This window comes from Amycolatopsis sp. Hca4, assembly GCF_013364075.1.
GTDB lineage: Bacteria > Actinomycetota > Actinomycetes > Mycobacteriales > Pseudonocardiaceae > Amycolatopsis.
This window is the reverse complement of record NZ_CP054925.1, coordinates 5,264,021-5,285,314: the sequence shown is the minus strand read 5'-3', so window position 1 is coordinate 5,285,314 and position 21,294 is coordinate 5,264,021. Positions and strand designations below refer to the sequence as shown.

Sequence of the window (21,294 nt, the reverse complement as noted above, 5' to 3'; positions counted from 1 at the left end):
AGCGCTCGTCACTCGCAGGAGGCACTCCGGTGCGCAACTCAGGTCGAACCCTGTTGCGGTCCACCCTGCGCGGTTCCCGCGCGGTCGTGGTGCTCGCGCTCGTCCCGGCCGGCCTGCTCCTGGCCGGCGGCAGCGCGTTCGCCGCCGTCACGACGACGGCGCAGGCCGACACCAACGCGCAGACCTTCGGCCTGCTCGGCCCGGTCGGCCTGGTCGCGGTCGCGCTCGGCATCGTCGGGATGACGCTGGGTGTGCTGCGCCAGCGCCGCAAGACCCGCGCCGCCGCGGCGATCGCCGAGGTCACCCCGGTGCTGCCGGCGGTCCCGGGCCCGGTCACGGCGATGGCCGAAGCCGTGCTCGCCGACCCCGACGTCACGCCGACGCGCCCGTTCCTGGCGCAGCGTCCGCACGCCTGAGGGCCCTCGCCGCCCGCCGGCCGGCCCGGCCTGGAAGAATCCTGACGTGTCCGAAGAACAGACCGTCGCAGCAGAGCGCCGCCCGCGGGTCCTGTCCGGGATCCAGCCCACCGCCGACTCGTTCCACCTCGGCAACTACCTCGGCGCCCTGCGCCAGTGGGTGAAGCTGCAGGACACGCACGAAACGTTCTATTCGGTGGTCGACCTGCACGCGATCACCGTCGAGCAGGACCCGAAGGTGCTGCGGCAGCGCACCCGCGTCTCGGCCGCGCAGCTGCTCGCCATCGGCATCGACCCGCAGCGCAGTGCCCTGTTCGTGCAGAGCCACGTCCCGGAGCACGCGCAGCTGAGCTGGGTCCTCGAATGCCAGACCGGCTTCGGCGAGGCCGGCCGGATGACGCAGTTCAAGGACAAGTCGGCGAAGCAGGGGTCCGACCGCTCCAGCGTGGGCTTGTTCACGTACCCGGTGCTGCAGGCGGCGGACATCCTGCTCTACCAGGCCGACGCGGTCCCGGTCGGCGAGGACCAGCGGCAGCACCTGGAGCTGACGCGCGACCTCGCGCAGCGCTTCAACAACCGGCTGGGCAAGACGTTCGTGGTGCCGGAGCCGTACATCATCAAGGACACGGCGAAGATCTACGACCTCCAGGAACCGACGGCCAAGATGAGCAAGTCGGCGTCCAACGTCAACGGCATCATCGAGCTGCTCGAGGACCCGAAGCGCTCGGCGAAGAAGATCCGCTCGGCGGTCACCGACACGGGCCGCGAAGTCAAGTTCGACGTGGAGAACAAGGCGGGCGTGTCGAACCTGCTGACGATCTACTCGGCCCTGACCGACCGCACGATCCCGGACCTCGAAGCGGCGTACGAGGGCAAGGGCTACGGCGACCTGAAGAAGGACCTCGGCGAGGTGTTCGTCGAGTGGGTGACCCCGATCCAGGAGCGCGCGAAGTCCTATTTGGACGACGTGGCGGAGCTGGACAAGGTCCTCGCGGCGGGCGCCGAGCGCGCCCGCGAGGTGGCGTCGAAGACGCTGGCCGAGACGTACCAGCGGATCGGTTTCCTCCCGCCGGTGCGGTGAAGCTGACCCTCCTCGACGGCCCGCCGGCCGGCGGCGCTCTCACTTGAACTGCGCCCGGCCGCGGCACAGACCTCCGGAAACTCCCCGCCCTTCCCTGGGGGGTGTCCCTATGGGGCTGTCAAGCCGCGGCAGGGGCTGGAGCCGATTCGGGATGGCGGTAGTGGGTGCCGTTTCGGAGCATGGCGTAGAGGACGTCGCAGCGGTGGCGGGCCAGGCAGATCAGCAGGCCGCGGATGCGGTTGCTGATGCGGGTGGCTTCGCCGGCGAGGTCGTCGTCGAACCCGACCAGCACCTCCAGTTCGGCCAGGGCGTCGTCGCCGACATCCACGGGTCGCAGGGAGCGGGCGGCGTCGGCGATGACGAACGCGTCCCGGGCGTCGGTTTTGGCGCGGCCGGGGTAGAGGTCGGCGATGCGGCGCATCGCCAGCCCGGGCAGGTAGGCGACCTGGTGTCCGGCGGCACGGGCGACCGGCAACGCCCCGATCGTGGCGGGTTGATCCACCACGACCAGCAGTGATCCGTGCGCGGCGAGCTTGTCGAACAGGGCTCGCGGTTTGGGTTCGGTGTTGGGCAGCGGGGCGTCGTGCAGCCGGTTGCCGTCGGGGCCCAGGCCGACGGCGTGGTGGTTGTCTTTGCCGGCGTCCAGGCCAAGAAACACGCCATGCTGGACCTGGTGACCACAACTCCCTGGCCGGGAGCCAGGAAAAAGGTAACGGGGCGTGCCCAAGTCCAGTCTATCGGCGCCCACCGAAAAACCCGGCTTTCGCGGCCGAAACGAGCCAGCTGTCCACAGCCGGCCAACTTTGTGGACAAGACCGAGCAGGGCCCGGCGAGGCGGGTGATGGCGCGTGGCCTGCGCGAGCTTTCCCGAGCGGCAGCGCAGCCGGCAGCCGAGCGCCCAGCACAACCCCGATCTCCCCCTCGTCACCCGCTCGCGTTGCGGGGTTCACCAAGCGTGGTTAGCGTTTCACGGTGGCGAACGAAGAGAAGGAAAAGCTGCTTCCCCGCTTGCGCCGGAAGTACCCGTGGCTCGATCACCTGATCCGGGCCAACGACGCCTTCACCGAGCGGTACGGCAACCACTACGCCGCCGCCATCACCTACTTCAGCGTTCTCTCCGTCTTCCCGCTCTTCATGGTCGCCTTCGCCGTTGTCGGGCTCGTCGTCAACCACGACCAGACGATCATCACGAAGATCACCGACGGGATCAACAACTCCGTGCCGGAGGGCCTCAAGGACCTCGTCAACGGCATCGTCAAGGGCGCGCTCGACTCCGGGGGCGGGATCGGGGTCTTCGGCCTCCTCATCGCCCTCTACTCCGGCATCGGCTGGATGTCGAACCTGCGGGACGCCCTCACCGCGCAGTGGGGCCAGGAGAAGCAGCCGCAGCCGATCGTCAAGCAGACGCTCAAAGACCTCGTTGCGCTGATCGGGCTCGGGGTTGCGCTCGTCGTCTCCTTCGCGCTGACCGCCGTCGGCAGTGGGGTCGGCCAGTTCCTGCTGGAACTCGTCGGGCTCGAACACGCCACCTGGGCGATCGTCCTGCTGCGCGGGGCCACCATCGTGCTCGGGCTCGCCGCGAACACCCTCGTCTTCCTCTGGGTGATCGCCCGGCTGCCGCGGGAACAGGTCGCGCTGCGCAGTGCCGTCAAGGGGGCCGTCGTCGCCGCCGTCGGGTTCGTCGTCCTGCAGCAGGTCGGGTCGATCTACCTGGCCAGTGTCACGAAGTCGCCGTCGGCCGCGCTGTTCGGGCCGGTCATCGGTCTGCTCGTGTTCGCGAACCTCGTCTCGCGGTTCCTGCTGCTCATCACCGCGTGGACCGCGACGGCGAAGGAAAACGAACGCACGGTCATCGCGCCCCCGCCGCCGGTGCGGCTCGAGCAGAGCGTCACCGTGCAGCGCGGGCCCGGCCTGGGCGCCGTCGCGGGTGCCTTCAGCGCCGGGGCGCTGCTCGCGTGGCTGGGCGGGCGCCGCCGGTCCTAGCCCGCGGCCCTCTTGCGCTGGTGCCCGATCACGAACCCGGCGACGATGACCAGGAACACCACCAGCGTGATGATCCAGCCGGTGACGCCGAACGGGTCCTCCTTCGCCGCCGGCGCGGCGGACGTCCCGCCGTTGCCGGTGCCGCCGTCGGCCAGCACCGACGGGTCGCCGTTCTCCGCGGTGGCGGCCGGTGCCTGGTAGCTGATCTGCCCGACCGGCACCGCGCGGTCGTCCTCCAGCGCGAAGCCGTAGTCCAGCAGCTTCGCCGCCTGGTCGACGACCTTCGTCGGCTTCTGCTCGGCGCGCAGCATCACCACCGCGAGGCGCTTGCCCTTGCGCTGCGCCGCACCGACGTAGGTGTGCCGGGCGTCATCGGTGAACCCGGTCTTGCCGCCGAGGAAGCCGGGGTAGACGCCGAGCAGCTTGTTGTCGTTGAAGATCGGGATGGCCGGTTTGCCGCCGACCGCCGGGATCTCGAAGTTCTTCGTCGCGACGACCTTCGCGAACTCCGGCTGCTTCATCGCGTAGTGGAAGATCAGGCTGAGGTCGTAGGCCGAGGTCGACATGCCCGGCCCGTCCAGGCCCGACGGCGTCGCGGCCCGCGTGTCGAGCGCACCGATCTTCGCGGCCAGCGCGTTCATCTTGGCCACCGCGGCGTCGACCCCGCCGAGCGCGGTGGCGAACGTGTGCGCGACGTCGTTGCCCGAGTGCATCAGCAGGCCATGCAGCAGCTGGTCGACCGTGTACTGGCCGCCGGCGACGAGGCCGACGCAGGTGCACTCCTGCTCCGCGTCCTCCTTCGTCGCGACGATCGGCTGCTGGGGGTCCAGCTGGGTGACGACGACCAGCGCGAGCAGCGTCTTGATCAGCGACGCGGGCCGCTGCCGCGCGTGCGGGTCCTTCGCCGCGATGACCGCACCCGTGTCGAGGTCCTGCACCAGCCACGACGCCGCGGTGTTGCCGTCCGGCGGGTTGAGCGCGCCGTCCGGGGTGATCAGGCCGCACTCGGCCATCCGGTTCCCGCCGACGGGGACCGCGGGCACGGCCAGCGGCGGCGGCGCCTGCTTGCCCGGCGCGGGCTTCTCCGAGGTGTCGACCGGGGGCGGGGGAGCCTGGCGGTTCGCGCACTGGCCTTGCTGCGGCGCGGCGGCTGCCAGCACCGGCGTGCTCAGGGCCAGGAGGGCGGCGGCGAGCGTCGTCGTGAAGACCTTGAGCGACCGGGAGACAACGGAGTGCACCCACGCAATCTAGCGCCGCGGCCCGCGTCGCATACTCAGGGGCATGCGCATGTCACGAGGCACCTCGCTGTTCCTGCTGGCCTTCGGTGTGTGGTCGTGGATCATCTGGATCACCTTCGCGAAGAACCTGTGGGACAGCGACCGCGCCTGGACCCCCGACGGCTCGCCGACGGCCTACTTCACCGTGCACGCCGTCCTGACCGTCGTGTCGTTCGTGCTCGGCACGATCATCGGCGTGCTCGGCTGGCGCGGGCTGCGCGCCGGGTCGCGGGTCTCTTCCTGACTTTGGTCGGTGGCGCGGCCCCACCGGCCGGTTTACGTTGACGCCACCGAACCTGGAGGTGGAATGTCCCGTTTACGTCGAATGGCGGCCCCGCTGGCGCTGGCCGTCGGAGGCGGCTTGTGCGTGGCGGCCCCGGCGGCGGAGGCCGCGCCGGCCGCCTGCGACACGACGAGCACGCCGTACACCTACGTCGTCACGTACCAGCCGGGCACCCGAGCGTCGGCCGTCGAGAAGGAGCTGGCGGCCAAGTGCGGCACGAAGGTCGCCTACTACGCCGAGATCGGCGTCGCGATCGCCAGCTCGCGCAACGCGGACTTCCAGCAGAAGATCGGCGTGTACCGGGCGTATTCGGGCGCCAAGGACGTGGCTTCGGCCGCCCGCACTTCGCTGAGCGCGGTACGGACGCTGGAGGACACCCGATCGGTCGCCGCGGCCGGTGACCTGTCCGCGCAGCAGTGGGACATGAAGGCGATCCACGCGCCGGAGGCGAACAAGATCTACCAGGGCAGCCGCGCGGTGACGGTCGGCGTGCTCGACTCGGGCATCGAGGCAACGCACCCGGCCCTGCGCGCGGCGGTGGACGCCCGCTCGTCGGCGGGCTGTTTGACGGGCGCACCGGACACGGCCCCGGAGGCCTGGGCCCCGACGGCATCGGACCACGGCACGCACGTGGCGGGAACAATCGCGGGCAAGGATCCGGCGGCGGGCTTCACGGGCGTGGCCCCCGGCGTGCGCTTGGCCTCGGTGAAGGTGGTCAACGACGCGGGCTACATCTTCCCGGAGGCAGCGGTCTGCGGCTTCGTCTGGGCGGCCGAGCACGGCTTCGCGGTGACGAACAACAGCTACTACATAGACCCGGGAATGTTCTACTGCCCCCGGCAGCCGGGCGACGCGGCGGCGTACGAAGCGGTCCGCAGAGCGGTGGAGTACTCAACCCGCCGAGGAGTCCTCAACGTGGCGGCGGCGGGCAACGACAGCCTGAACCTGACGAACCAGACAACGGACAAGAACCGCCCCCACCCGCTGGACGCATCGTGCGCCATCCTCCCGGGAATGGTGGACGGAGTCGTAACGGTGTCATCGGTGGGCTACGCGGGAACGAAGTCATACTTCAGCAACTACGGAAAAATCGACATAACAGCCCCGGGCGGCGACCCCTTCCAGGAACCGAAGGAGGGAGAGGGCCCGGAATGCCCGCTGTCCTCAGTGGTCGGCGGAGGCTACGGCGCGAAGTGCGGAACATCGATGGCATCACCACACGTGGCAGGAGTGGCGGCCCTGCTGGCATCGAAGTTCCGAGGAGCACCCCCAAGGTTCATCAACCAGCTCCTGGAGAGCGAAGCAGACGCGGTGAAGTGCACGGCAACAGAAACAGAGTGCACAGGCCCGGCAAAGAACAATTCGTACTACGGCCACGGCGTGGTAAACGCCCTGGACGCGGTCCGCTGAGCGCAGCGCACAAAGGAGCTGGGTGGTCATCCCGTCGCCTGAGGCCCAAAAATCACTTTGAGCCGGGCCCGCAACCAACAGCGCGAAGTGGGGTCACTACGCAAGCTTGCGGGCCCGGCTCAAAGTGATAGGCCTCAATCAGGCGACGGGATGACCACCCAGCGACCCAACTCCATGACCGGCGGCCGAGAGCGGTAGTTGTGGTCATCCCGGAGCCTGCCTGTCCGGCGAGGACGCTTTTTTCTTTAGAGCCGCAGCTTCTCGCTCTGCCGCGGCAGACCTGGTTTCGCGGCTCCTTCTTCTGCCGTGGTTTCGCTCTGCCGCGGCACGGCAGCGGGTCCGACCTCCCCCGCCCCTCCGGTGGGATTTTCAGCCGCCGGGTGGGTTTGTCAAGGCGGGAAAGCGTGCCTTGACAAACCCACCCGGCGGCTGAAGGGACAGCAGGGATGAGGGGCGGGGGAGGTCTGGTGAGGTGTTTGGTCGCCTTGCGCGCCCGGCCGCCGGTTTGCATCCGCCGTTCGGCCGCCGGTTGGTGTTGTGGGTTCGGCCGCCGGTTCCATCAACGCAAAAGAAAAGGCCCTCCGGCGGAAATCCACCGGAGGGCCTTTCGGCCTGACTCAAACGCGCTTGAACAACAGCGCCCGCTTCACTTCCTGAATCGCCTTCGTCACCTGGATCCCACGGGGGCAAGCGTCCGTGCAGTTGAACGTCGTCCGGCACCGCCAGACGCCCTCACCGTCGTTCAGGATGTCCAGCCGCTCCTCGGCTCCCTCGTCCCGGGAGTCGAAGATGAACCGGTGGGCGTTCACGATCGCCGCCGGGCCGAAGTACGAGCCGTCGTTCCAGTACACCGGGCACGACGACGTGCAGCACGCACAAAGGATGCACTTGGTCGTGTCGTCGAACCGGTCGCGGTCCGCCTGGGACTGGATGCGCTCGCGGGTCGGCTCGTTGCCGTACGTGATCAGGTACGGCTTGATTGCCCGGTACGCCTCGAAGAACGGGTCCATGTCGACGTAGAGGTCCTTCAACGTCGTCAGGCCCTTGATCGGGGCGATCGTGATCGTGGTCTTCTTGCCGTCCTTCTCCAGCAGGTCCTTCATCAGGACCTTGCACGCCAGGCGGTTGATGCCGTTGATCTGCATCGCGTCGGACCCGCACACGCCGTGCGCGCACGAGCGGCGGAACGAGAACGTGCCGTCGATGTAGTCCTTGACGTAGAACAGCAGGTTCAGCAACCGGTCCGTGCGCTGGGCCGGGACGTCGTAGGACTCCCAGTGCGGCTCCGAATCGACCTCCGGGTTGAACCGGAGGATCTTCAGCGTGACCGTGATCGGCGTGTGCTCGTCCGAAACAGAAGCCGCAGGAGATTCAGTGGCCGTAGTCATCAGTACTTCCGCTCCATCGGCTCGTAGCGGGTGAAGGTGACCGGCTTGTAGTCCAGCCGGATGTCGGACGACAGACCAGAGCCCTGCTTGTAGGCCATGGTGTGGCGCATGAAGTTCGTGTCGTCGCGGTTCGGGTAGTCCTCGCGGGCGTGGCCGCCGCGGGACTCCTTGCGGGCCAGCGCGCCCACGACCAGGACCTCGGCCAGCTCCAGCAGGAAGCCGAGCTCGACGGCCTCGAGCAGGTCGGTGTTGTACCGCTTGCCCTTGTCCGCCACCGTGATCCGCTGGTACCGCTCCTTCAGCGCCTGGACGTCGGTCAGCGCCTGCTTCAGCGTGTCCTCGGTCCGGTACACCGACGCGTGCGAGTCCATCGTCTGCTGCATTTCCTTGCGGATGTCGGCGACGCGCTCGTCGCCGTGCTCCGACAGCAGGCCCGACAGCTGCTCTTCCACCAGCTTGGTCGGGTTCTCCGGCAGCTCGACGTGCTCGTGGGCCAGCGCGTACTCCGCGGCCGCGATGCCGGCGCGGCGGCCGAACACGTTGATGTCCAGCAGCGAGTTCGTGCCCAGGCGGTTGGAACCGTGCACGGACACGCACGCGACCTCGCCGGCCGCGTACAGACCCGGGATGACGTTCTCGTTGTCCCGCAACGCTTCGCCGTGCACGTTGGTCGGGATCCCGCCCATCACGTAGTGGCAGGTCGGGAACACCGGCACCGGCTCCTTCACCGGGTCGACGCCCAGGTAGGTGCGGGAGAACTCGGTGATGTCCGGCAGCTTGGTCTCGAGGACCTCGACCGGCAGGTGCGTGACGTCGAGGACGACGTAGTCCTTGTTCGGGCCGCACCCGCGGCCCTGCAGCACTTCCTGCACCATCGAGCGCGCCACGATGTCGCGCGGCGCGAGGTCCTTGATGGTGGGGGCGTAGCGCTCCATGAACCGCTCGCCGGAGGCGTTGCGCAGGATCCCGCCCTCGCCGCGGACGGCTTCCGAGATCAGGATGCCCAGGCCCGCGAGGCCGGTCGGGTGGAACTGGAAGAACTCCATGTCCTCCAGCGGCAGGCCCTTGCGGAAGATGATGCCGAGGCCGTCACCGGTGAGGGTGTGCGCGTTCGACGTCGTCTTGAAGATCTTGCCCGCGCCGCCGGTGGCGAACACGATCGACTTCGCCTGGAAGACGTGCAGCTCACCGGTGGCCAGCTCGTAGGCGACGACACCCGAAGCGACCGGGTTCCCGTTGTCGTCCTCCGACAGGATCAGGTCGAGCACGTAGAACTCGTTGAAGAACTCCGTGCCGTACTTGACGCAGTTTTGGTACAGCGTCTGCAGGATCATGTGACCGGTGCGGTCCGCGGCGTAGCAGGCGCGGCGCACCGCGGCCTTGCCGTGGTCACGCGTGTGCCCGCCGAAGCGGCGCTGGTCGATCTTGCCCTCGGGCGTCCGGTTGAACGGCAGGCCCATCTTCTCCAGGTCGAGCACCGCGTCGATGGCCTCCTTGGCCATGATCTCCGCGGCGTCCTGGTCGACGAGGTAGTCGCCGCCCTTGACCGTGTCGAAGGTGTGCCACTCCCAGTTGTCCTCTTCGACGTTCGCCAGCGCGGCGCACATGCCGCCCTGGGCCGCGCCGGTGTGGGACCGGGTCGGGTAGAGCTTGGTGAGGACCGCGGTGCGGGCGCGCTGGCCGGACTCGATGGCCGCGCGCATGCCGGCGCCGCCGGCGCCGACGATCACCACGTCGTACTTGTGGAACTGCATGGGGAAAGTCTCCGTGGCTTCAGTTCGCGGGCATGTTCGGGTCGAACGTGAAGATCACCATCGTGCCGACGGCCAGGATGAGCACCATCGAGACGTAGAGCAGGATCTTCAGCCAGAACCGCGTGCTGTCCTTGCGGGCGTAGTCGTCGATGATGACGCGCAGGCCGTTGCCGCCGTGGATCTCGGCGAGCCAGAGCATGGCCAGGTCCCAGAACTGCCAGAACGGCGAGGCCCAGCGGCCGGCGACGAAGCCCCAGTTGATCCGGTGCACGCCGCCGTCGAGGATGTTCATGATCAGCAGGTGGCCGAGCACCAGGATGACCAGCGCCATGCCGGAGATCCGCATGAACAGCCAGCTGTAGAGCTCGAAGTTGCTGCGGCGCGCGGCCGGGCGCTTCGGCGAGCGGGGGCTGGCGAGAGCGAGGTCGGCCATGTCAGTTACCCCCGAAGAGCGTTTCGACGGTGCGCTTCAGCATGAAGAACGCACCGGGGACCATCACGACGACCCAGACGACGCCGATGACCCACAGCATCGCCTTCTGCAGCTTCGGCCCCTTCGACCAGAAGTCGACCAGCATGACGCGGATGCCGTTGAGCGCGTGGAACAGCACCGCGCCGACCAGGCCGACCTCCAGGAGGTTCACGATCGGCGTCTTGTAGGTCTCGATGACCTGGTCGTACGTGTTCGGCGACACGCGCACCAGCGCGGTGTCGAGCACGTGCACGAACAGGAAGAAGAATGTGAGCACGCCGGTGATGCGGTGCAGCACCCAGGACCACATGCCGGGGTCACCCCGGTAGAAGGTCCCCTGCCGGCGTGAGGCACCCGCCCGATCGCTCGCCCCTGCCTCGGGGGCATGGCTCGCCGTGGTGGACATCGGTGAACGGCCTCCAACGTCTGACTGTGCGCCCGGTGGCCGTGAGGTCCGCTGTCGCCGCGGGAACGGCGGCTGTGCCGAGATCAACGTCATCGAGCCTGGATGAATCGGATGCTAGACCCGCACCCGGAAGGCGGCTCACCTCCGGGTTCCCCTCTGTGATGGACCAGACACCGGCGCTCCCGTGCCGCCACCCGGCGGTGTGGCGCAGCGCACTCGGTGGCGTGGCGGCCAGTCGTGTCCCGCTCACCGGAGATCGGACGTCTAGGAGATCTGATATCTGATGCGCTACGCCGAAAGGCTGGTGATACCGGTCTGTCATTGACCAACCCTGACGCCGTCTTTAGCGTCGCTCGGGCAAACATCGGATCTCTCACGATGGGGTGACGTTCTGGTGCGACGACTCGGCCTGGTGATCGCCGTCGCGGTGCTGCTGCCCGTGGTGTCGGTCACGCCCGCGCGGGCACTGCCCGGCGGACTGGCGCTGACACCACCGATGGGCTTCAACAACTGGAACACCACCGGCTGTGCCGTGGACGAGCAGCTCATCCGCGACACCGCCGACATCTTCGTCGACAAAGGACTGAAGGCCGCCGGCTACGAGTACGTCAACGTCGACGACTGCTGGGCCGAGCCCTCCCGCGACGCCGACGGGCGCATGCAGGCGAACAAGGCCCGGTTCCCGAGCGGCATCAAGGCGCTGGCCGACTACGTCCACGCGAAGGGGCTCAAGTTCGGCATCTACACCAGCGCGGGCACGCTGACCTGCGCGAAGACGCAGCCCGGCGCGCTCGACCACGAGGACGTCGACGCGCAGACGTTCGCGGACTGGGGCGTCGACTACCTCAAGTACGACAACTGCAACAACCAGGGCCGCCCGGCGCTCGAGCGCTACACGAAGATGCGCGACGCGCTGCTGAAGACCGGTCGCCCGATCGTGTACTCGCTCTGCGAGTGGGGCGAGAACAAGCCGTGGACGTGGGGCGCCGACGTCGGCCACCTGTGGCGGACCACCGGCGACATCAAGGACAACTGGGCCAAGGTGCTGCAGATCCTCAAGGCGAACGCGCCGCTCGCGCCGTACGCCGGGCCGGGGCACTGGAACGATCCCGACATGCTCGAGGTCGGCAACGGCGGCATGACGACCGAGGAGTACCGCTCCCACTTCTCGCTGTGGGCGATGATGGCCGCCCCGCTGCTCATCGGCGCCGACCTGCGCAAGGTGTCGCCGGCGAACTTCGACGTCCTGCGCAACGCCGAGGTCATCGCGCTCGACCAGGACCGCCGCGGCGTCCAGGCCCGCGTGCTGTCCAACCAGGACGGACACTGGGTGTTCGCCAAGCCCCTGGAAAACGGCGACGTGGCGATCGCGCTGTTCAACGAGACGACGTCGAGCGCGCCGATCGCCACCACCGCGGCCGCCGCCGGCCTGCCGAACGCCGTCGGCTACACCGCACGCGACCTCTGGGCCCACCGCGACCTGCAGACGGCGGGCCGGATCGCCGCGGTCGTCCCGCCGCACGCGACGGCCGTCTACCGCGTCCACGCGGGCGGCGCGTGGTGGCGGAACCCGCCGCTGGTGAGCACCGGGGTCGAGGTCGCCGCGCCGGTGGCCGGCGTCCCGGGCGAGATCACGCCAGCCGGGCGGCCGTTCGAGGTGACCGTGTCCGCCACCGACGAGGGCCGGGTCCCGGTGTTCGACCCGCGCGTGACGCTGAGCGCGCCCCCGGGCTGGCACGTCGAGCAGGTCGCGCGGCCGCGGAAGCTCGTGCTCGGGACCGGCGAGACGGCTTCGGGGCGGTGGCGGGTCACCCCGCCGTCCGGCACCGAGGGCACGACGGCGGTGCTGCACGGCGGTGTCACCTATCGCACGGCCGGGTTCGGGCCGGTCACCTGGTCCGGTGAACAACAGCTGACGGTGCCCGCGGCTCCGCCGTCGGCGCCGTCGTGGGCCAGTGACCTGCGCTGGGCGGCGGAGAAGAACGGCTACGGGCCGGTCGAGCGGGACATGTCCAACGGCGGCATCCCGGCGGGCGACGGCAAGCCGCTGACCGTCAACGGCGTGGTGTACCCGAAGGGCCTCGGGGCGCACGCGCCGAGCGAAGTGGTGTTCTACCTGGGCGGACGTTGTACGGCGTTCACCGCGGACGTCGGCGTCGACGACGAGCGCGAGGCGACGAACAAGCAGGGTTCGGCGACGTTCGAGGTCTACGCGGACGCCGCGAAGGCCGCCTCGACCGGGGTGCGGACCTGGCAGGACCCGGCGACGCCGCTGGCGGCGGACCTGCACGGGGCGCAGTACCTGCGGCTGGTCGTCACCGACGGCGGCGACGGGAACTCGTACGACCGCAGCGACTGGGCAGCCGCCCGGCTCACCTGCGGCTGAACGATCGTCATCTCACAGAGTGACCGGGCTGGCCCACTCACCGGTCAGCCCGGCACACTGAGTGACACGAAACGGCATTTTCGCCGTCCCAAAGCGAAACGACCCGCCGAAAGTCGTTTCCGATCGGCCCGATGATCACGTTCGGTGTCCGATTCGTCGCGCGCGCGACTCGTGAGTAAACGTTTGTGTTACGTAGCGTGCCTTTCCTATGGCGCCTTCCGGTCCGGCGGGTACGGTCTGGCGGTCGACCCGGCAGTAGGGCCGGGTCGTGCCCTTGACCATCCGCTGGATCAGCGGGGAGGGAGACACACGTTGCGTCGCATGCGTGGAACCGCGCTGGCCGCCGCGGCCATGGCCGGGGTGCTCACCCTGGCCGGGTGCGCCAAGGATTCCGGCGGTGGTAACAGCTCGAACAACACCGCGGCCTCGACGGGCGGTTCCGACTGCGTCACCGCGCAGAAGCCGCCCGCGGCGCCCGCCGCCGCCAGCAGCTCGACCGCGGCCGGTGGCAAGGTCGACGGCAGCCAGCTGAAGATCGGCCTGGCCTTCGACGTCGGCGGCCGGGGTGACGCGTCGTTCAACGACGCCGCCGCCGCGGGCACCGACAAGGCGAAGTCCGACCTCGGCGTGACGACGGTCAGCGAGAGCACCGCCTCCGCCAGCGAGGCCGAGTCGGCCAAGCAGCAGCGCCTCGACCAGATGGCCTCCTCGGGCCTGAACCCGATCATCGCGGTCGGCTTCGCCTACGCGCCGTCGGTCAAGGTCGTCGCGGCCAAGTACCCGAACACCAAGTTCGCCATCGTCGACGACGACTCGATCCAGCTGCCGAACGTGACGCCGCTGGTCTTCGCCGAGGAGCAGGGCTCGTTCCTGGCCGGCGTCGCCGCCGCGTACAAGAGCAAGAACTGCCACATCGGCTTCGTCGGCGGTGTCAACACCCCGCTGATCCAGAAGTTCGAAGCGGGCTTCCTGCAGGGCGCGAAAACCGTTTCGTCCAAGATCAAGATCGAGGACGAGTACCTGACCCCGGCCGGTGACTTCTCCGGGTTCCAGGACCCGCCGAAGGGCAACGCGAAGGCCGCGGCCGAGATCGCCAAGGGCGCGGACGTGGTCTACCACGCCGCGGGCGCCTCGGGTAAGGGCGTCTTCGACGCCGCCAAGGCGGGCAACGCGCTGGCCATCGGGGTCGACTCCGACCAGTACAACCAGAAGACCGTCGAGGCCGACAAGGACGTCATCATCACGTCCATGCTCAAGCGCGTCGACGTCGCGGTGTTCGACTACGTGCAGGCCGTCGCCAAGGGCGATCTGAGCGTCCTGCCGAAGCGGTTCGACCTCAAGGTCGACGGCGTCGGCTACGCCACCTCCGGCGGCAAGGTCGACGACATCAAGGATGTTCTGGACGGCTACAAGGCCCAGATCATCTCGGGTGCCATCACCGTTTCGGACAAGCCGCAGAAGTAGCTCACGACGTGTCCGGGGCTCGGAGGAACTCTCCTCCGGGCCCCTCACGCGTTTACACGAGATAGGGAATTCTCCCGCCCATGAGCACAGCCGAGGCCCCGGCCGAGGCCGTCCCCGACCGGGGCGCCCCCGCCGTCCAGCTGACCGGGATCACCAAGCGCTTTCCCGGCGTGGTGGCCAACTCCGACGTCAACCTCACCGTCGCCGCCGGCGAGGTGCACGCCATCTGTGGCGAGAACGGCGCCGGCAAGTCCACCCTGATGAAAATCCTGTACGGCATGCAGCCGCCGGACGAGGGCACCATCGCGATCAACGGCGAAGAGGTGAAACTGCGCAACCCGCAGGACGCCATCCGCGCCGGCATCGGCATGGTGCACCAGCACTTCATGCTCGCCGACAACCTCACCGTCGGCGAGAACGTCTTCCTCGGCGCCGAGGGCCTGCACGGCATCGGCCGCGCCGCCCGCGCGCGGCTGGCCGAGCTCGCCGAGCGCACCGGCCTGCACGCCAAGCCGGAGACGCTGCTGGAGGAGCTCGGCGTCGCCGACCGCCAGCGCGTCGAGATCGTCAAGGTGCTCTACCGCGGGGCGAAGATCATCATCCTCGACGAGCCGACCGCCGTGCTCGTGCCGCAGGAGGTCGACGCGCTCTTCGACACCGTGCGGGAGATGAAGGACGGCGGCTACACGTTCCTCTTCATCTCGCACAAGCTCGACGAGGTCCGCGCGATCGCCGACACCGTCACGGTGATCCGCCGCGGCACCACCGTCGGCACCGCCGACCCGAAGACCATCACCTCCCGCCAGCTCGCGGAGATGATGGTCGGCTCCGAGCTGCCCAGCCCGGAGACCCGCGAGTCCACCGTCACCGACCGCGCCGTGCTGCGCCTGTCCGGCCTGACGCTGGGCGCGGAGGGCTCGGACCGCAACGCGCTCGACGACGTCACGTTCACCGTGCGCGCGGGCGAAGTGCTCGGCATCGCCGGCGTCGAGGGCAACGGCCAGACCGAGCTCGTCGAGACGATCATGGGCATGCGCAAGGCGACCGGCGGCACGATCGAACTGGTCGACGCCGACGGCAAGGCCCGCGACCTCACCAAGACCGGGACGCTGGCGCGGCGGGAAGCCGGCATCGGCTACATCGCCGAGGACCGCACCCGGCACAGCCTGCTGCTCACGCAACCGTTGTGGGTCAACCGGATCCTCGGGTACCAGACCCGCGAGCCGGTCTCGAAGGGCCAGCTGCTCGACATCGCCGGCGCCCGCGCCGACACCGAGCGGATCGTCCGCGACTACGACGTCCGCACCCCGGGCATCGACGTCCCGGCGGCGGCGCTCTCGGGCGGCAACCAGCAGAAGCTGATCGTCGGGCGCGAGCTGTCGGGCAACCCGGTGCTGCTGATCGCGTCGCACCCCACGCGCGGGGTCGACGTCGGCGCGCAGGCGCTGATCTGGGAGAACATCCGCCAGGCCCGCGCGGCCGGCCTCGCCGTGCTGCTCATCTCCGCCGACCTCGACGAGCTGATCGGCCTGTCCGACACGATCCGCGTCATGCTGCGCGGGCGGCTCGTCAGCGAGGCCGACCCCGCCACGGTGACGCCGCAGGAACTGGGCTCGGCGATGACCGGCGCCGGAGAAGGTGACGAAGAATGACTTCCTGGCGCACGAAACTGCTGCCACCGCTGCTGGCGATCGTGTTCGCCGTCCTGCTGTCGGCGATCGCGCTGCTCATCTCGGGCGCGGACCCGCTGCAGGCGTACGGGACGATGATCGGCCAGATGTTCAAGGGCTCGACCGCGGTCGACACCGTGAACCTGGCGACGGTCTACTACCTGTCCGGGCTCGCGGTCGCCATCGGCTTCCAGATGAACCTCTTCAACATCGGTGTCGAAGGCCAGTACCGCTTCGCCGCCGTCGTCGCCGCGATCGCCGGTGGCGCGATGAAGCTGCCGCCGGTCATCCACGTCATCGCGATCCTGCTGGTCGCGGTCGTCGCGGGGATGACCTACGCGGCCATCCCGGCCGTGCTCAAGGTGACCCGCGGGGTCAGCGAGGTCATCTCGACGATCATGCTCAACGCGATCGTCGCCGGGATCATCGCGTTCCTGATCAACGCCGACCAGTTCGGCGTGCAGACCGGCAACAACATCGGCACCCGGGTGATCGAGCCGTCGGGCCGGATCCCGGGCATCCCGCTCGGCTCGGGCACGCTGTTCGGGTTCGTGTTCATCGCCGCGATCGTCGGCGGTGCCTACTGGTTCATGCTCAACCGCACGCGGTTCGGCTTCGAGCTCAAGGCGTCCGGCGAGTCGACCACCGCGGCCGCCGCGGGTGGCGTCAACGCCAAGAAGATGACGCTGATCGCGATGCTGCTCTCCGGTGCCGTCGCCGGCCTGGTCGCGATGCCGGAGCTGCTCGGCCGCGACTACAGCTACGGCATCACCGCGACCCAGATGTACGGCTTCACCGGCATCGCGGTCGCGCTGCTCGGCCGCAACCACCCCGGCGGCATCGCGCTCGGCGCGCTGCTGTGGGCGTTCCTCGACACCTCCGCGGTGTCGCTGGAGCAGATCAACGTGTCCAAGGAGATCGCGACGATCATGCAGGGCATCATCGTGCTGTCGGTCGTCGTGGCGTACGAGATCGTGCGCCGGGCCGACCTCGCGGCCGAACAACGGAGGGTGGGCCGCGCGCTCGCCGCCCGCAAGGGTTCCTCGGTCGCCGAAGGGGGTGCGGTGTGATCACCGACGTCGCTCCCGAATCCGGCTCGAACATGCCGGTGCAGCGCCGCCGCCGGGGCCGGGTCCCCGGCTGGCTGCGCGGGGTCATCTGGGCCGTCATCGCCATCGCCGTCATCTCGACGGCGTCGTACTCCACCGGTGTCTCCGCGCTGACGTCGTCGAACACCGCTTCGACGGCCCTGCGCCTGGCGCTGCCGATCCTGCTCTGCGCGCTGGGCGGCCTCTGGGCCGAGCGCGCGGGCGTGGTCAACATCGGCCTCGAGGGCATGATGATCCTCGGGACCTGGGGCGCCGCCTGGGGTTCCTACAACGGTGGCGTCTGGGCCGGCCTGATCGCCGCGATCGTGTTCGGCGCGCTGGGCGGGCTGCTGCACGCGGTGGCGACGGTGACGTTCAACGTCAACCACATCGTCTCCGGTGTCGCGATCAACCTGCTCGGCCTTGGCATCACGAAGTACCTCGCGAACCTGATCTTCGCGCCGATCTCCGGCAACCCGCGGCAGTCGCCGGTGGTGCCGAAGTTCGACACGTACTCGGCGACGTTCCTTTCGGACTGGCTGGGCGACCTGGAGAAGCAGCAGCGCGTCGGGATTTCCGACGTCGCCGGCATCCTGCGTGGCCTGGTCACCGAGGTGGCGCCGCTGACGATGCTCGCGATCGTCCTGGTGCCGGTCAGCTTCTGGATCCTCTGGAAGACCCGGTTCGGCCTGCGGCTGCGTTCCTGCGGCGAGAACCCGGTGGCGGCCGAGTCCCTCGGCGTCAACGTCTACCTGCACAAGTACGTGGCCGTGATCATCTCCGGCGCGTTCGCCGGTATGGGCGGCGCTTCGCTGGTGCTGCTGCGCGGCGGCGCGGACTACCTGGAGAACCAGACGAACGGCCGCGGGTACATCGGCCTGGCGGCGATGATCTTCGGCAACTGGCGGCCGGGCGGCCTGCTCGGCGGCGCGGCGCTGTTCGGCTACGCGGACGGCCTGCAGCTGGCCGGCGGTGGCGAAGCGGTGCTGGCGCTGCTGTACGGCGCGGTGATCCTGGTCGCCGTGATCGTCGTCGTGCAGCTGTTCCGCCGCCAGTGGATCGCGGCCGGCCTCGGCGTGCTCGGCGCGGGTGTGCTGTACGCGATCTACTGGTCCAACGACACGCTGCCGTCGGACCTGATCCCGTACACCGCGCACTTCGTGACGCTGATCGTGCTGGCGGTGGCTTCGCAGCGGCTGCGGCCGCCGAAGGCCGACGGCCAGCCGTACCGACGGGGTGAGGACTGAGTGTCTACTGTGGATTGGGACGCGCTGCGGTCCCGGGCGATCGAGGCGGCTTCCCACGCGTACGCGCCTTATTCGGGGCTGCACGTCGGAGTGGCCGGGATCGTCGACGACGGCCGGGTGGTGACCGGGTGCAACGTCGAAAACGCGTCCTACGGGCTCGGGCTGTGCGCCGAGTGCACGATGGCCGGGCAGCTGCGGCTGTCCGGTGGCGGCCGGCTGGTCGCCGTGGCCTGCCGTTCCGGTGCCGGTGACCTGCTGATGCCGTGCGGGCGCTGCCGGCAGATCCTGTTCGAGCTGGGCGGGTCTTCGTGCCTGGTGGACACGCCGAGCGGGATCCTGCCGATGTCCGACGTCCTGCCGGACGCGTTCGGCCCGGACGACCTGCCGTGAGCGCGTTCGCGGCGGTCGACGTCATCCGGGCGAAGCGGGACGGCGGGACGCTCTCCGACGAGCAGATCGACTGGGTCGTCGACGCGTACACGCGCGGGGTCGTGGCCGAAGAGCAGATGTCGGCGCTGGCCATGGCGATCTTCCTGAACGGGATGACTTCGGCGGAGATCTCGCGGTGGACGCACGCGATGATCGCGTCGGGGGAACGGCTTTCGCTGTCCGTTTCCCGGCCCACGGTCGACAAGCACTCGACGGGCGGGGTCGGCGACAAGATCACGCTGCCGCTGGCGCCCCTGGTGGCGGCGTGCGGGGCGGCGGTGCCGCAGCTGTCCGGGCGCGGGCTCGGCCACACGGGTGGGACGCTCGACAAGCTGGAGTCGATCCCCGGCTGGCGGGCCGCACTGTCCACTTCGGAGATTGCCAGGCAGCTGGAAGACGTCGGCGCGGTGGTCTGCGCGGCGACGGACGGGCTGGCACCGGCGGACAAGAAGCTGTACGCGCTGCGGGACGTCACCTCGACGGTGGAGTCGATCCCGCTGATCGCGAGCTCGATCATGAGCAAGAAGATCGCGGAGGGCGCGTCCGGGCTGGTCCTGGACGTGAAGTTCGGGTCGGGCGCGTTCATGAAGTCTCTCGAGCAAGCCCGCGCGCTGGCTGCGGCCCTGACGTCGATCGGCGCTGATCACGGCGTCCCGACGACGGCGTTGCTGACCGACATGAACGTCCCGCTGGGGCGGGCGGTCGGGAACGCGGTGGAGGTCGCGGAGTCGGTCGACGTGCTCCAGGGCAGCGGGCCGGCGGACGTGGTGGCGCTGACTCTCGCCTTGGCGGGGGAGATGCTGGCCCTCGCCGGTCTCGACGTGGACCCGGAGCCGGTGCTGGCTTCCGGCAAGGCGTACGAGGTCTGGTGCCGGATGATCTCCGCCCAGGGCGGCGACCCTTCGGCGGCGCTGCCCACGCCTGCCCACGTACACGTCGTGTCGGCGCCTGCGTCGGGGGTGCTGGCTTCGCTGGACGCGTACGCGGTGGGTGTCGCGGCGTGGCGGCTGGGCGCGGGCCGGGCCCGCAAGGAGGACCCGGTCCAAGCGGCGGCGGGCATCCTGTGCCTGGCGAAGCCGGGCGACCGGGTCTCGGCCGGTGACCCGCTCCTGGAGCTGCACACGGACACACCGGACGCGGTCCCCGCGGCCCTGGCCGCCCTCGAAGGCGGGTTCTCGATCGCGGACTCGGCACCCGAGCCGGGCCCGATCGTCGTGGAGACCATCCGCGCCGAGGTGTGATGCTTGTCGCGAAGATGATCACCCGTCCGAGTGACATCTGAAGCATGAGAAAGGCCCCGCCGGGATCCCGGCGGGGCCTTCTTCATGCGTGAGCCTTACTCCGCTGCTTCTTCCGCACCTTCGGCCTTGGCCTTGCCGTCGGCCGGCTTGGGCGCGCGGCCGTTGCGGGAGCTGCGACGCGGCTGGCGCGGGGCGGGCGGGGGCGGCGCGATCTGCTGGACCGCCGGGCCGCCGCCGAGCATCAGCTCCGCGAACGTCGCCATCGCCTCGTCGAGCTGGCCGCCGATGCGGCGGACGCTCTCGTCGTTGCTCTTGCGGACCAGCGAGTCCACCGAGTCGGTGTCCGGCTGCTTGGACAGCGTGCCCTCGACCTTCGACAGCCCGGCCTTGAGCGCGCCGTCGAGGTCGCCGATGCCGGAGAGGAAGCCGTCCTCCACCTTGTCGAGGCGGGAGGCCAGGTCGTCGAGGCGGGTGGTGACCGTTTCGAGCCGGTTGCCCAGGTTCTCCAGCCGGTCGGACGCGTCGATCATCTCGCCGGTCTCGGTCAGCGCGACCTTGAGCGCCTCGGTGTTGGCGTCGATCCGCTCGTGCGTGGTGCGGCCCAGCTCGCCGACGCGCTCCTGCGTGACGCGGCTGAGCTCGTCGACCTTGCCGCGCAGCTCGTGGTCGGTGGAGTCGATGCGCTCGCGCAGCGTCGCCTCAATCTGCTCGATCCGCTCGCGGACCGGGCCGTGCACCGACTGCGGGATCGAGTCGAGCTTCGCGTCCTGCTTGTCGAGGTGGCCACCCAGCTCGTCGAGCCGCCGGTGGATGTTCTGGAGCTTGTCCTCGAGCCCGTCCATCCGGCCGGCGACGCCCTCGAAGCGCGCGGCGACGCCGTCGAGGCGGCCGTCGAGCTGCGCGAAGGGCTTGGCGAGCTTGTCGACGATGCTCTCGACCGCGCGAGTCAGGGCGGCGATCGCCGCGTCCTGGGCCTCGAGGCGGGACATCGTCTCGTCGAGGCGCTCGGCGAGGACGCTGACCTCGGTGCGGTCGGGCATCTCGGACAGCCGCTTGCGGACGGCGCCCAGCGAGTCGACCGGCGCGAGGCGGGCGTAGATGTCGTCGAGCGCGTCGAAGATCTGCTGCTGCTCGCTCTCACGCACTTCGGCCGCGCGCACCAGCATGTTGCGCATCCGGTCGAAGGACGGGGCGGCAATGTGGTTGTCAGTGGTCACTGCTGTGTGTCCTTCGTCGGCGGGGAAATGGAGGGACGTGCCACGAAGCTTATCGATTGGAAAAATTGCTGTCTGTATGGCC

Annotated in this window: 18 protein-coding genes and 1 pseudogene; 12 read left to right on the top strand and 7 right to left on the bottom strand. The window is 69.4% G+C overall.

All coding sequences use genetic code 11. The annotated features are described in order from the left end of the window. The first annotated feature begins 53 nt into the window (after nt 1-53). Together HUT10_RS23190 and trpS are read left to right on the top strand one after the other, a co-directional pair. The gene (locus HUT10_RS23190; protein ID WP_176177956.1) at nt 54-416 is read left to right on the top strand and encodes a hypothetical protein; all 363 of its coding nucleotides are present in this window, start codon (nt 54-56) and stop codon (nt 414-416) included. A gap of 46 nt (nt 417-462) precedes the next feature. Next, entirely contained in the window at nt 463-1,497 is a 1,035-nt protein-coding gene (gene trpS / locus HUT10_RS23185) for a tryptophan--tRNA ligase (protein ID WP_176173163.1), read from the top strand. 220 nt (nt 1,498-1,717) lie between these two features. On the opposite strand, the pseudogene HUT10_RS23180 reads toward trpS, so the two are convergent. Beyond that, nucleotides 1,718-2,155: pseudogene (locus HUT10_RS23180) on the bottom strand (IS110 family transposase); the annotation flags it as partial. Nucleotides 2,156-2,469: 314 nt separating this feature from the next. On the opposite strand from HUT10_RS23180, the gene yhjD reads away from it, so the two are divergent. Further along, nucleotides 2,470-3,480: an inner membrane protein YhjD gene (gene yhjD, locus HUT10_RS23175; protein WP_176173162.1), complete on the top strand. Its 1,011-nt coding sequence runs from the start codon at nt 2,470-2,472 to the stop codon at nt 3,478-3,480. Here the strand turns inward: yhjD and HUT10_RS23170 are convergent. Next, on the bottom strand, nt 3,477-4,718 hold the full coding sequence (locus tag HUT10_RS23170; protein ID WP_176173161.1) for a D-alanyl-D-alanine carboxypeptidase family protein: 1,242 nt from the start codon (nt 4,716-4,718) through the stop codon (nt 3,477-3,479). The genes yhjD and HUT10_RS23170 overlap by 4 nt on opposite strands. A gap of 43 nt (nt 4,719-4,761) precedes the next feature. Here HUT10_RS23170 and HUT10_RS23165 point away from each other — a divergent pair, with 43 nt between their 5' ends. After that, a complete protein-coding gene (locus tag HUT10_RS23165; RefSeq protein WP_176173160.1) occupies nt 4,762-5,001 on the top strand; it encodes an SCO4848 family membrane protein in 240 nt (79 codons plus the stop codon). Nucleotides 5,002-5,082: 81 nt separating this feature from the next. Then, nucleotides 5,083-6,450, top strand: coding sequence for a S8 family serine peptidase (locus tag HUT10_RS23160; protein ID WP_254896994.1), 1,368 nt, complete (start codon nt 5,083-5,085; stop codon nt 6,448-6,450). 617 nt (nt 6,451-7,067) lie between these two features. Here HUT10_RS23160 and HUT10_RS23155 read toward each other — a convergent pair. Genes HUT10_RS23155 through sdhC form a run of 4 tightly spaced genes read right to left on the bottom strand, consistent with a single transcriptional unit; the run spans nt 7,068 to nt 10,470 of the window. Continuing rightward, nucleotides 7,068-7,838, bottom strand: a complete 771-nt coding sequence (locus tag HUT10_RS23155) for a succinate dehydrogenase iron-sulfur subunit (protein WP_176173158.1) — start codon at nt 7,836-7,838, stop codon at nt 7,068-7,070. Next, nucleotides 7,838-9,592: a succinate dehydrogenase flavoprotein subunit gene (gene sdhA / locus HUT10_RS23150; RefSeq protein WP_176173157.1), complete on the bottom strand. Its 1,755-nt coding sequence runs from the start codon at nt 9,590-9,592 to the stop codon at nt 7,838-7,840. The genes HUT10_RS23155 and sdhA overlap by 1 nt, the downstream gene beginning before the upstream one ends. Nucleotides 9,593-9,611: 19 nt before the next feature. Continuing rightward, complete coding sequence (locus tag HUT10_RS23145) at nt 9,612-10,025, bottom strand: succinate dehydrogenase hydrophobic membrane anchor subunit (RefSeq protein WP_176173156.1); 414 nt, start codon at nt 10,023-10,025, stop codon at nt 9,612-9,614. 1 nt (nt 10,026) lies between these two features. Beyond that, complete coding sequence (gene sdhC, locus HUT10_RS23140) at nt 10,027-10,470, bottom strand: succinate dehydrogenase, cytochrome b556 subunit (protein ID WP_063749389.1); 444 nt, start codon at nt 10,468-10,470, stop codon at nt 10,027-10,029. Nucleotides 10,471-10,864: 394 nt separating this feature from the next. Between sdhC and HUT10_RS23135 the strand changes: the two genes are divergently transcribed. From HUT10_RS23135 to HUT10_RS23105, 7 genes are all read left to right on the top strand, one after another. Beyond that, the gene (locus HUT10_RS23135; RefSeq protein WP_254896993.1) at nt 10,865-12,856 is read left to right on the top strand and encodes an NPCBM/NEW2 domain-containing protein; all 1,992 of its coding nucleotides are present in this window, start codon (nt 10,865-10,867) and stop codon (nt 12,854-12,856) included. Between the two features lie 321 nt (nt 12,857-13,177). Continuing rightward, entirely contained in the window at nt 13,178-14,320 is a 1,143-nt protein-coding gene (locus HUT10_RS23130; protein ID WP_176173155.1) for a BMP family protein, read from the top strand. A gap of 80 nt (nt 14,321-14,400) precedes the next feature. Next, nucleotides 14,401-15,972, top strand: a complete 1,572-nt coding sequence (locus HUT10_RS23125) for an ABC transporter ATP-binding protein (protein ID WP_176173154.1) — start codon at nt 14,401-14,403, stop codon at nt 15,970-15,972. Beyond that, nucleotides 15,969-17,060: an ABC transporter permease gene (locus HUT10_RS23120; protein WP_176173153.1), complete on the top strand. Its 1,092-nt coding sequence runs from the start codon at nt 15,969-15,971 to the stop codon at nt 17,058-17,060. Before HUT10_RS23125 ends, HUT10_RS23120 begins: the two co-directional genes overlap by 4 nt. Before the next feature lie 32 nt (nt 17,061-17,092). After that, entirely contained in the window at nt 17,093-18,325 is a 1,233-nt protein-coding gene (locus HUT10_RS23115) for an ABC transporter permease (protein WP_176177954.1), read from the top strand. Continuing rightward, nucleotides 18,326-18,715, top strand: coding sequence for a cytidine deaminase (locus HUT10_RS23110; RefSeq protein ID WP_176173152.1), 390 nt, complete (start codon nt 18,326-18,328; stop codon nt 18,713-18,715). After that, nucleotides 18,712-19,995, top strand: coding sequence for a thymidine phosphorylase (locus HUT10_RS23105; RefSeq protein WP_176173151.1), 1,284 nt, complete (start codon nt 18,712-18,714; stop codon nt 19,993-19,995). Before HUT10_RS23110 ends, HUT10_RS23105 begins: the two co-directional genes overlap by 4 nt. A 95-nt stretch (nt 19,996-20,090) precedes the next feature. Here the strand turns inward: HUT10_RS23105 and HUT10_RS23100 are convergent, their stop codons facing one another. Further along, nucleotides 20,091-21,212, bottom strand: a complete 1,122-nt coding sequence (locus HUT10_RS23100; RefSeq protein WP_176173150.1) for a PA containing protein — start codon at nt 21,210-21,212, stop codon at nt 20,091-20,093. Nucleotides 21,213-21,294: the final 82 nt, after the last annotated feature.

What these genes read in the sequence shown, in the direction of transcription:
- HUT10_RS23125 (WP_176173154.1), top strand. Translation starts at nt 14,401, where the DNA reads ATGAGCACAGCCGAGGCCCCGGCCGAGGCCGTCCCCGACCGGGGCGCC.
- sdhA (WP_176173157.1), bottom strand. Translation starts at nt 9,592, where the DNA reads ATGCAGTTCCACAAGTACGACGTGGTGATCGTCGGCGCCGGCGGCGCC.
- HUT10_RS23145 (WP_176173156.1), bottom strand. Translation starts at nt 10,025, where the DNA reads ATGGCCGACCTCGCTCTCGCCAGCCCCCGCTCGCCGAAGCGCCCGGCC.
- HUT10_RS23160 (WP_254896994.1), top strand. Translation starts at nt 5,083, where the DNA reads ATGGCGGCCCCGCTGGCGCTGGCCGTCGGAGGCGGCTTGTGCGTGGCG.
- HUT10_RS23165 (WP_176173160.1), top strand. Translation starts at nt 4,762, where the DNA reads ATGCGCATGTCACGAGGCACCTCGCTGTTCCTGCTGGCCTTCGGTGTG.
- HUT10_RS23120 (WP_176173153.1), top strand. Translation starts at nt 15,969, where the DNA reads ATGACTTCCTGGCGCACGAAACTGCTGCCACCGCTGCTGGCGATCGTG.
- HUT10_RS23155 (WP_176173158.1), bottom strand. Translation starts at nt 7,838, where the DNA reads ATGACTACGGCCACTGAATCTCCTGCGGCTTCTGTTTCGGACGAGCAC.
- sdhC (WP_063749389.1), bottom strand. Translation starts at nt 10,470, where the DNA reads ATGTCCACCACGGCGAGCCATGCCCCCGAGGCAGGGGCGAGCGATCGG.
- HUT10_RS23130 (WP_176173155.1), top strand. Translation starts at nt 13,178, where the DNA reads ATGCGTGGAACCGCGCTGGCCGCCGCGGCCATGGCCGGGGTGCTCACC.
- HUT10_RS23115 (WP_176177954.1), top strand. Translation starts at nt 17,093, where the DNA reads ATGCCGGTGCAGCGCCGCCGCCGGGGCCGGGTCCCCGGCTGGCTGCGC.